This is a genomic window from Microcystis aeruginosa NIES-4325, from assembly GCF_008974145.1.
Taxonomy (GTDB): domain Bacteria; phylum Cyanobacteriota; class Cyanobacteriia; order Cyanobacteriales; family Microcystaceae; genus Microcystis; species Microcystis aeruginosa_G.
In genome coordinates this window covers 1-506 of record NZ_BJKP01000122.1, presented here as the reverse complement: position 1 = coordinate 506, position 506 = coordinate 1, and the positions used below count along the sequence as shown (strand labels likewise).

Below are 506 nucleotides of genomic sequence, written 5' to 3'. Positions count from 1 at the left end.
GCTGACAGGGGGACAAGCGAGCTAGAAGGTAGATAGGGCAAGCGATATAGCTCTTTGTCCCTTGATGTAATCCTTCAACCGATAGCGGCTAATTTGCATTAGCTCTTCTATATTTTTTTGGAACATTTGATGTAGCTGGAGCCAATGATAGAGATGTTGACCCACATAAAAACTGCTGTGTCTGCGTTGACCTTTATATCTTTTTTCAGGTCTTGTGACATATTTTTGGATTCCCATATCCTTAATTTTTTTACCTTGCAGTGTGGCACTTGTATAGGCGATAGCTATAACAATTATCAGCTTTGATAGGTATTGCGGTGCTAATTGAGAACCTTCTAAGCTATAGCCTCCAGACTTAAAATCTCGAAACATCTCCTCAATATCAAATCTTTTTTGATAGGCGATTATTGCCGTTTCTAAATCTTCAAAGTTAGTCAAAATATACCAAGGTTCTTTCGTGGGAAAACCTCGGTAAGTTTTTTTCCACTTACCAGCTAAGTTAAACG

The 506-nt window shown here is 38.5% G+C and carries 1 pseudogene; it reads right to left on the bottom strand.

What is annotated here, in order from left to right:
* Positions 1-21: 21 nt before the first annotated feature.
* Positions 22-506, bottom strand: a pseudogene (locus tag MiAbW_RS20355) (IS4 family transposase); the annotation flags it as partial.